The sequence below is a fragment of the Bradyrhizobium sp. Rc2d genome (assembly GCF_900099855.1).
In the GTDB taxonomy this organism is placed as follows: domain Bacteria; phylum Pseudomonadota; class Alphaproteobacteria; order Rhizobiales; family Xanthobacteraceae; genus Bradyrhizobium.
This window is the reverse complement of the sequence record NZ_FNCU01000008.1, coordinates 212,935-221,844: the sequence shown is the minus strand read 5'-3', so window position 1 is coordinate 221,844 and position 8,910 is coordinate 212,935. Positions and strand designations below refer to the sequence as shown.

8 protein-coding genes are annotated in these 8,910 nt (G+C 66.1%); 1 reads left to right on the top strand and 7 read right to left on the bottom strand.

All coding sequences use genetic code 11. From position 1 onward, the window contains the following. Window positions 1–380 precede the first annotated feature (380 nt). Genes BLV07_RS13635 through BLV07_RS13615 form a run of 5 tightly spaced genes read right to left on the bottom strand, consistent with a single transcriptional unit; the run spans window position 381 to window position 7,184 of the window. Window positions 381–1,361, bottom strand: coding sequence for a cation diffusion facilitator family transporter (locus tag BLV07_RS13635; protein WP_176945517.1), 981 nt, complete (start codon window positions 1,359–1,361; stop codon window positions 381–383). A 2-nt stretch (window positions 1,362–1,363) separates the two neighbouring features. After that, the gene (locus tag BLV07_RS13630; protein WP_091886054.1) at window positions 1,364–4,582 is read right to left on the bottom strand and encodes an efflux RND transporter permease subunit; all 3,219 of its coding nucleotides are present in this window, start codon (window positions 4,580–4,582) and stop codon (window positions 1,364–1,366) included. Then, on the bottom strand, window positions 4,575–5,552 hold the full coding sequence (ihpB, locus tag BLV07_RS13625) for a divalent metal ion exporter adaptor subunit IhpB (protein ID WP_091886051.1): 978 nt from the start codon (window positions 5,550–5,552) through the stop codon (window positions 4,575–4,577). The genes BLV07_RS13630 and ihpB overlap by 8 nt, the downstream gene beginning before the upstream one ends. Continuing rightward, window positions 5,549–6,823 (bottom strand): divalent metal ion exporter subunit IhpA, encoded by a 1,275-nt coding sequence (gene ihpA / locus BLV07_RS13620; RefSeq protein WP_091886048.1) that lies wholly within the window; start codon window positions 6,821–6,823, stop codon window positions 5,549–5,551. The genes ihpB and ihpA overlap by 4 nt, the downstream gene beginning before the upstream one ends. A 55-nt stretch (window positions 6,824–6,878) precedes the next feature. After that, window positions 6,879–7,184 carry a hypothetical protein gene (locus BLV07_RS13615; protein WP_244551083.1) on the bottom strand — a complete coding sequence of 102 codons (306 nt, stop codon included), beginning with the start codon at window positions 7,182–7,184 and terminating at the stop codon, window positions 6,879–6,881. Window positions 7,185–7,390: 206 nt separating this feature from the next. Between BLV07_RS13615 and BLV07_RS13610 the strand changes: the two genes are divergently transcribed. Further along, window positions 7,391–8,020: a cation efflux transmembrane domain-containing protein gene (locus BLV07_RS13610; protein ID WP_091886045.1), complete on the top strand. Its 630-nt coding sequence runs from the start codon at window positions 7,391–7,393 to the stop codon at window positions 8,018–8,020. A gap of 43 nt (window positions 8,021–8,063) precedes the next feature. On the opposite strand, the gene BLV07_RS13605 is transcribed toward BLV07_RS13610, so the two are convergent. Beyond that, window positions 8,064–8,777, bottom strand: a complete 714-nt coding sequence (locus tag BLV07_RS13605; RefSeq protein WP_091886042.1) for a c-type cytochrome — start codon at window positions 8,775–8,777, stop codon at window positions 8,064–8,066. A gap of 2 nt (window positions 8,778–8,779) precedes the next feature. Next, window positions 8,780–8,908 carry a hypothetical protein gene (locus tag BLV07_RS49725; protein WP_283806517.1) on the bottom strand — a complete coding sequence of 43 codons (129 nt, stop codon included), beginning with the start codon at window positions 8,906–8,908 and terminating at the stop codon, window positions 8,780–8,782. Window positions 8,909–8,910: the final 2 nt, after the last annotated feature.

Here is an 8,910-nt window from a genome sequence, read left to right as displayed (position 1 = left end):
TCATCTGGGCCATGCTGGTCAAAGGAGAAACCTACCGAGACCGCGCGAGCGCGCCGGCTGCGGCCTAGTTGAGGGGCAACAGCCGCCGCGCTCGCGCTCCATGCCTATCGGAAGGGCACTAAAGGTGTGATGGCAAATGGTCTGGAAACCGGGATCGAAACACTCCGCATCGTCATCGCGCGTCACAGCGCGCCGCAATGATTGGAATTCGATCAGCGATCTCCATCAGGGCCCGCGGTCAATGGCCGCTTCTCGAGGCCGTATACATGACCGCTCCCCGATTCATTTGCTGAAGCACCAAAAAGCCCTTGCCGAGAGGGGGCCGTCCATACATGCCGAGAGGGGGCCGTCCATACATGACGATGTGGAGATAGAGCGCCTCACACCACATCGTCCGGCGCCAGCGCGCAGCCGTTGTCGGGATGCGTCTCGACCTGAAGCGTGGTGTGGCCGATGCGGAAGGAGGTCTTGAGCAGCTGCGCGGTCTCCATCAGGAATGCGTCGCCGGCCCCGGCGGGCATCACGAGGTGGCAGGTCAGCGCTGTCTCGGTGGTCGAGATCGGCCAGACGTGGAGATCGTGGATCCCGGAGACGCCCGGCCGCGCGAGGAGAAACGCCCTGATCGCGGCGAGGTCGGTGCCTTTGGGCGCGGCCGCCATCGACATGTCGATGGAGCCGCGCAACAAACTGGTCGTGCTCCAGAGGATGGTGGTGCAGATGACGAGGCTGGTTAAGGGATCGAGCCAGAGCCAGCCGGTCCAGATGATCAGCGCCGCCGAGACCACGACACCGAGCGAGACCGCGGCATCGGCGGCCATGTGCAAGTACGCGCCTTCGATGTTGATGTCGTCCTTGCGCCCGCGCGCGAACAGCATGGCGGTGAAGCCGTTGATGAGGATGCCGATGCCGGCCACCACCATCACCGTGACGCCGGCGACCGGCTCCGGCTGGCGCAGGCGCAGGATCGCCTCCCAGCCAATGGCACCGGTTGCGACCAGCAGGAACACAGCGTTCGCCAGTGCCGCAAGAATCGTGGAGGCACGCAGGCCATAGGTGAAGCGGCCGCTCGGCGCGCGCCTTGCCGCGATCGACGCGCCCCAAGCCACGACCAGGCCGAGCACGTCGGAAAGGTTATGGCCGGCGTCCGCGAGCAAGGCGGTGGAGTTGCCGATATAACCATAGACCGCCTCGGCCACGACCAGCGCGGTGTTGAGCGAAATTCCGATCGCGAACGCCTTGTCGAAATTGGCGGGCCCATGGACATGCGCGTGCCCAAGACCATGAGCATGGTCGTGACCATGGTCATGCGAATGGCCGCCATGATCATGGTAGTGATGTCCGCGATGGTCGTGGCCGGCCACCTCTAGCGCTCCCCTGACGCTGCCAAATCGGGCGCCATTGTAGGCGTTTCGGTGGCTGCGTCACGGCGGAACAGCACATAGAGCGCCGGCAGCACCAAAAGCGTCAGCACGGTCGAGGAGATGATGCCGCCGATCACCACGGTTGCGAGCGGCCGCTGCACCTCGGCGCCGGCGCCGGTCGCGAGCGCCATCGGCACGAAGCCGAGGGAGGCGACGAGGGCCGTCATCAGCACCGGGCGCAGCCGCGTCAGCGCGCCCTCGCGGACGGCATCCACGACAGACCGCCCCTCGCTGCGCAGCCGCTCGATGAAGGCGATGATCACGAGCCCATTGAGCACGGCCACGCCCGACAGCGCAATGAAGCCAACGCCGGCGCTGATCGACAGCGGGATGTCGCGCAGCAGCAGCGCTGCGACGCCGCCCGTCAGCGCCAGCGGCACGCCGGAGAACACCAGCGCCGCATCCGCAGCCGATCCCATGCCCATGAACAGCAGCAGGAACACGAGCAGAAGCGCCACCGGCACCACGATTTTCAATCGCTTGGTCGCGGAGACCAGTTGCTCGAACTGGCCGCCCCAGCCGATCCAGTAGCCCGCCGGCAGCTTGACCTTCTCAGCCACCGCCGCTTCGGCCTCGACGACGAAGGAGCTGAGGTCGCGCGCGCGGACATTGGCGGTGACGACGATGCGCCGCTTGCCGTTTTCGCGGCTGATCTGGTTGGGACCAGGCGTCGCATCGACCGTTGCGACCGACGACAGCGGCACATAACGCATCTGGGTGAGCGGGGAGGCGGCCAGCGCGGTTCGAATGGCCGTGCCGGAGCCGGCCTCCTCACCGGGCGGCAGCGGGATCGGGATCGCCCGGATCGCTTCGAGATTGCCACGCAGATGCTCCGGCAGGCGGACGACGATGTCGAAGCGGCGGTCGCCCTCGAACAGCTTGCCGGCCGACTTGCCGCCCACCGCGATCTCGACGATGCCCTGCACCTCACCAACGCTGAGGCCGTAGCGGGCGAGCGCCTGGCGGTCGAGCCGGACGGTGAGGATCGGCAGGCCTGCGACCTGTTCGATCTTGACGTCGCTGGCGCCGCGGATGCCGCGGATCGCGGCCTCCACCTGTTTGGCCGCGCCTTGCAGGATGTCGAGGTCATCGCCGAAGATCTTGACGCCGACGTCGCTGCGCACGCCGGAGATCAGCTCGTTGACCCGGAACTGGATCGGCTGGGAGATTTCATAGGCGCTGCCGGGAATGTCGTCAGCGGCGTGATCGATGGCCTCGATCACCTCCGATTTCGGCTTGTCCGGGTCGGGCCATTCGGCGCGCGGCTTCAGCATGATGTAGCCGTCGGTCTGCGCGGGCGACATCGGGTCGGTTGCGATCTCCGCGGTGCCGATGCGGGTGAAGAACTCCTTGACCTCGGGAATCTGATTGATGCGTTTCTCCAGCGCCTTCTGAAGGTCCAGCGACTGCGTGAGACTGGTGCCGGGAATCCGGATCGAGGCCAGCGCGACGTCGCCTTCGTCGAGGCTCGGAATGAACTCGCCGCCCATGCGCGCGGCGGCGATGCCACTTGCGACCACGATGACGACGGCCATGATTGCGAAGGCGAGCCGGTTGTCGATGGCAAATCGGAGCAGGGGAAGATAGGCGCGCTTCGCTGCCCGCATGAACAGGTTTTCGTGCTCGGATACCTTGCCGGTGACGAAGATGGCAACCGCCGCCGGCACGAAGGTGATGGAGAACAGCACGGCAGCGCCCAGCGCCATCAGCACGGTCAGCGCCATCGGCGTGAACATCTTGCCTTCGACGCCGGTCAGCGTCAGCACAGGCAGGTAGACCACCGCGATGATCAGCGTTCCGAACAGGCTCGGTTTGATGACCTCGCTCGACCCGCGCAGGATCGCGCGCAACCGCTCGGCGGTCGTCAGCAGCCCGCCTTTCTCGCGCTGGGCCGCGGCCAGCATGCGCAGGCAATTCTCGACGATGATCACGGCGCCATCGACGATGATGCCGAAGTCGATTGCGCCGAGGCTCATCAGGTTCGCGCTGACCTTGGTTTCGACCATGCCGGTGACGGTCATGGCCATGGACAGCGGAATGACGCAGGCGGTGACGAGCGCGGCACGGATGTTGCCGAGGATCAGGAACAACACGGCCACCACCAGCGCCGCGCCTTCCAGCAGATTATTCCGGACGGTGCGGATGGTGGCTTCGACCAGATCGGTGCGGTCGTAGACGGTCCGCGTCACGACGCCCTCGGGCAGCGACTTGGAGATGTCCGCGAGACGGGCTGCGACGCGGCGCGCCACGGTCCGGCTGTTCTCGCCGATCAGCAGCATCGCGGTGCCGAGCACGGTTTCCTCGCCGTTCCACGTCGCGGCGCCCGTGCGCAAGTCGCGGCCTTCGGTCACGGTCGCGACATCCCTGATCCTGACGGGATTGCCGCCGCGCGAGCCGATGACGATGTCCTGGATCTCGTTGACGTTGCCGACCTGGCCTGGGGAGCGAACCAGGTATTGCTCGCCGTTGCGCTCGATATAGCCGGCGCCGACATTGGCGTTGTTGGCGGCAAGCGCCGTCATGACGTCGCGAAAGCCGAGCCGGTAGGCCATCAGCTTGCCGGGGTCCGGCAGCACGTGGAATTGGCGCTCGAAGCCGCCGATGGTGTTGACTTCGATCACGCCCGGCACGTTGCGAAGCTGCGGCCGGATGATCCAGTCCTGCACCGTGCGTAGATCGGTCAGCGAATAGTCGTGGCCGCCTTGCGTCTTGGCGCCCGCCTTGGCCTCGACGGTGTACATGAAGATTTCGCCGAGCCCAGTGGAGACCGGGCCCATCGCGATCTCGACGCCGGCCGGAAGCTGGTCCTTCACCCGCTGGATGCGCTCGCCGACGAGCTGGCGGGCGAAGTAGATGTCGGTGCCGTCCTTGAAGACGACCGTCACCTGGCTCAGGCCGTAGCGCGACAGCGAGCGGGTGTAGTCGAGCTTCGGCAGGCCGCCCATCGCGGTCTCGACCGGGAAGGTGATGCGCTGTTCGGTCTCGAGCGGCGAATAGCCGGGCGCACGGGTGTTGATCTGGACCTGAACGTTGGTGATGTCTGGCACGGCGTCGATCGGCAGGCGCTGGAAATTCCAGCCACCGAAGGCGAGCGCGCCCAGCGCGAGCAGCAGGACCAGCCAGCGCTGATGCAGTGAGGCGGCGATGAGACGCTCAATCATGCTCGGCCTCGCCCTTGCCCATCTCCGCCTTCACGACGAAGCTGTTCTCCGCGACGTAATGCTCGCCGGCCGCAAGGCCCGCCTTGATCTCGACATGGCGCGGATCGGAATCCCCAAGCTCCACGGGGCGCGCCTCGATCTTGTCGCCGTCCTCGCGGACGAACACGATCGTCTTGTTCTCCAGCGTCTGGATCGCGCTGCGGCGCACGGCAACCGCGACATTGCGCGCGGCGAGGATCAGCCGCGCCGTGACGAACAGGCCGGGACGCAGGCGTCCGTCCGGATTTGGCAGCACGACGCGGGCGAGCGCCGTCTGGGTCTCGCTACTGCCGATCGGCGCCATGTAGGAGATCGTGCCCTTGATCTCGCCGCGGCCGCCGTCGGGATCGATCAGCACCTCGTCGTTGAGGCGGACGCGCCGGAGGTCCTGCCGGTAGATCGACAGATCGACCCAGATGGTGGAGAGGTCGGCGACGATGAAGGCCGGCTTCTGCTCGGAAGCGTATTCGCCGAGCGAGATCTGCCGCTCGATGATGGTGCCGGCGATCGGCGCCCTCAGCTCGTAGACGGTGAGGCTCTGGTTGCTTTCGATCGCGGCGAGCAGATCGTCCTTGCCGACCTTGTCGCCGATGCGCTTCAGGATCGATTTGGCGATGCCCGGAAAGCGCGGCGTCACCTGCACCACGGCTTCCTGGTTGGCGCGCAGGATGCCGTTGAAGGCGAGCGTGTCGGTCAGCGTCGCGCTCGCCGCCTCCGCCAACACCACGCCGGCGGCAGCGAGCTTGACGTCGGAGATGCGGATGCGGTCGGCGCCGTGCTCGTCCTGCTCGACATGGTCGTTCGGCTTCTCCGGTCTCTTCTCCGCGGCATGCTCGGCGGGCGCGACCCTGGCCGGCGCCAGCAGGGCATAGCCACAAGCGCCGAGAGCGGCGGCAATGACAGCGACGACAATGGTGGAGGACGTCTTCATCGTGCGCTCTCCCGCGCCAGCGTGAAGGGATTGCCGACGAGGCCTTCGACGGTTGCCACCCCCGCATGAAAGTTCTGGAGCGCCTCCTGCTCACGCAGCCGCGCCTGGGTGACGCTTGCCTGGGCGTCCAGCACTTCGAGCAGGGTGAAGCGGCCTTGACCGTAGCCTTGCGAGATCGCCTCGGTCGCTTCGACGGCCTTCGGAATCGCGGTCTCGCGTAGGACCGCGAGCTCGCGCAGCGAGCCTTGGAGCGAGTCATAGGCCCGGCCGGCGATCACGATCAGCGTGTTGCGGTTGGCCTCGCGCTCGGCTTTGGTCTTGGCGAGGCTTTCCTGGGCCGAGAGGATGTTGCCCTGGTTCTGGTCGAACACGGGGATCGGCACCGAGAGGGTCAGGCGCACGGCATCGTCATTGGTTTCGTTGTAATGGCGCCAGCCGGCCGCGATCCGCACGTCGGGGTAGGGCTTGAGCCGTGCCAGCAACAGCGCGGCATTGCGCTGAGCATAGACCGCGGTCCAGCGCACCAGTTGCGGATTGGCATCGATCGCGGCGACGACCGACTGGAACGTCGGCGGGCGTCCCGTGATATCGAGCCGGCCGGAGACCTCGCCGAATTTCGCGGCGGGATCTCCCATCAGCACCGCCAGCTCGCGCCGGGCGCTGGCCAGCGTCGCCTTGAAGCGCTCGCGGTCGGCCTTCACCAGGGCGGAGGCGACTTCGGCGCGGCCGGTCTCGGCCGGCGAGGAGGCGCCGGCCTCGACGCGGCGGCGCAGCAGCGGCGTCAGGCGGTCGATCGCGGCGATCTGTTCGTCCAGGATCTGGATGCGCCGCTGTGCGCCGAGCACGCTGAGGAAAGCGATCGCGGTCTCCGAAAGCACCTCCAGCCTGACGGCCTTGCGCTGAATCGCGGCGACCTCGATGCCGGCTGCGCCCGCGGCAATCCGCGCCTCCCGTTTGCCGAACAGCTCGAAAGCCTGGCTGATCTGGAGCGTGGTCTCGGCCGATCGCGTGCCGCGATATCTGCCGGAGCCGAATGAATCATCTTGTTCATAGGTCAGCTCCGGATTGAGCAGCGCGCCCGCCTGGATGCGCTGGCCCGTGGCGATGCCGACGTCGCGCTCCGCCGCCGTCAGGCGCGGACTCGCGGCCAACGCGCGCGACAGCGCACTCCGCATCGTCAAAGTCTGGGCGTGAGACGGAGCAAGCGCCAATCCGACAAGCAGACACGTCGCCGCGCACGCGAGGCGCGCGGCCATTCCCCTGCAAAACATGAAACCGACCTGTGAAGGATGAACCTAATGGGCGCGGGGCGCCCGACCAATCCGTTCAGGCAATAGGTTTGGGAGGCGGGGAGTCGGTATCGGGGATAATGCCGGCGAGCCGGGGTGCAAGTTGCCGGCGCGATGCAGACACCAGCGCGACCAATGCGGCGGAGAGTGCCGGCTGCGCCATCGTCACCGAGAAGCAGCCATGGCAATGATGGTCGCCGATCGCCTTGTGGTCGCCGTGGCCTGTGGAGCCATCGAGGATCGAAGCGATTTCCGGGCCGCCGGACGGGCTGGTCACATCGATGTCATGAGTGCCGTGGAGCGCGCCCGACAGTAGGTACATGACCGCAACAAACACAGCCATGAGCCCGCGCCAATTGCGCGTGCGCCTCAGTCTGAAGGGCCGGCGGTTCAAGACCACGAATTCACTCATCCTGTCAGTCAGGCTGGCCTAGCACGGCGACGGGAACAGTGTCGACCGGCAACAATGTTACGTGTGGGGAACTTGATGTCGCGGGGGCCGGCCCCACCGTGATTGTCCGGCGCGTGCAACCGCTCTATCTTGTGAGCATGGCTGATGCATGCTGCTCACCGCCGCCGCCCAATCTCGATCGCCATCGCGACAACAAAGCGTATCGTCGCGTGCTATGGGCGGTGCTCGCCGTCAATGCCGTCATGTTCCTCGCTGAGATCGGCGCGGGCCTTGCTGCCGGATCGGCGTCGCTCCAGGCTGACGCGCTCGATTTTCTCGGAGACGCCGCGAACTACGCCATCAGCCTTCTGGTGGTCGGCATGGCGCTGCGCTATCGCGCTGCCGCGGCCCTGGCGAAGGGGCTGACGATGGGCGTCTTTGGCCTTTGGGTGGTCGGCACGATCGTCTGGCACGCAGCCGATGGCACGCTGCCGAACGCCTTCACCATGGGTGCGGTCGGCGTGGCGGCCCTTACCGCAAACGCTGCTTCGTTCGGATTGTTGTGGGCCTATCGCAAGGGCGACGCCAATATGCGCTCCGCCTGGATTTGCACCCGTAATGACGTGCTCGGAAACATCGCCGTGCTGTTGGCCGCCCTCGGCGTGTTCGGCACCGGCACGGGCTGGCCCGATATCATCGTGGCCGCAATCATGGCCGGCCTCGCGCTTCAGGGAGCGGTTGTCGTGGTACGGCACTCCCGAATGGAGCTGAAGCTCACTCCGGCCTAGAACAAAACCTTGGTTGGCGGCCAGATGGCGACCAGCCGCGAACTCAGCAGTGATCTTCTATCGTTTTGGAGATTTCGTTCGGCGCGGCGAAAATCACGTCCGCCCGGTCACCCATCATGCCGGCCGACACGATAGCGGGCGCGCCGCTCTGCGGTCCGTCTTCGCTGGAATCCGTTTTCAGACGCAGATTGCGTTCCCAGAAGGGGCGCGTCTTGCCGTCGGCCGTTGTCACCCGATAGGTGTCCCGACAGTGGGTCATGCCGGTGACGCGCTGCGCGGGATTCAGATTCTTCAGATTGGGGGCGCGGCCGCCACCCATCATCCCTCCCATCATGCCGCCCCCATTCATGCGGCTTTCGGCCGTTCGCTCTGGCGCGGCCCCCGGCCTGGTGGCCTCCTTAAGGAATGCCAACAGATCCGCGCGAACGCGTGAGTCATCGATCCCCTCGAACGGCATCTCGTTGTGCGGCACCATGCGCGCAGGATCGGTCAACCAGGCATCCAGCGAGCGGTCGTCCCAGATGATTCCCGAAGCTTTCAGCGCGTCGGAGTAGCGGTCGAAACTCGGCAAGCTGGCGGCCTTCCTCCCCCAGAGATTTGCAAGACTTGGCCCCGTCATGTTGCGGTCGGGCTCGAGCGAGTGACATGCCGCACAGACGCGAAAATCACGTTCGCCTCGAGCCACGCTGTCCTGCTGCGCGCCGGCCGGCGAGGAGACGAGGACGGCCGCGAATGCCACGAAGAGAAGGCGATCCATGCTCAATCTCCCCGATTTGAGAAGAAGAGATACTTGACCAGCGCTGCCGCCCCCAGCGCGAGCACGACAACGACTAGAACCGCGATCAGCCCCATGCCGGCCATCATTCCCGACATCATGTCCTGCATCATGG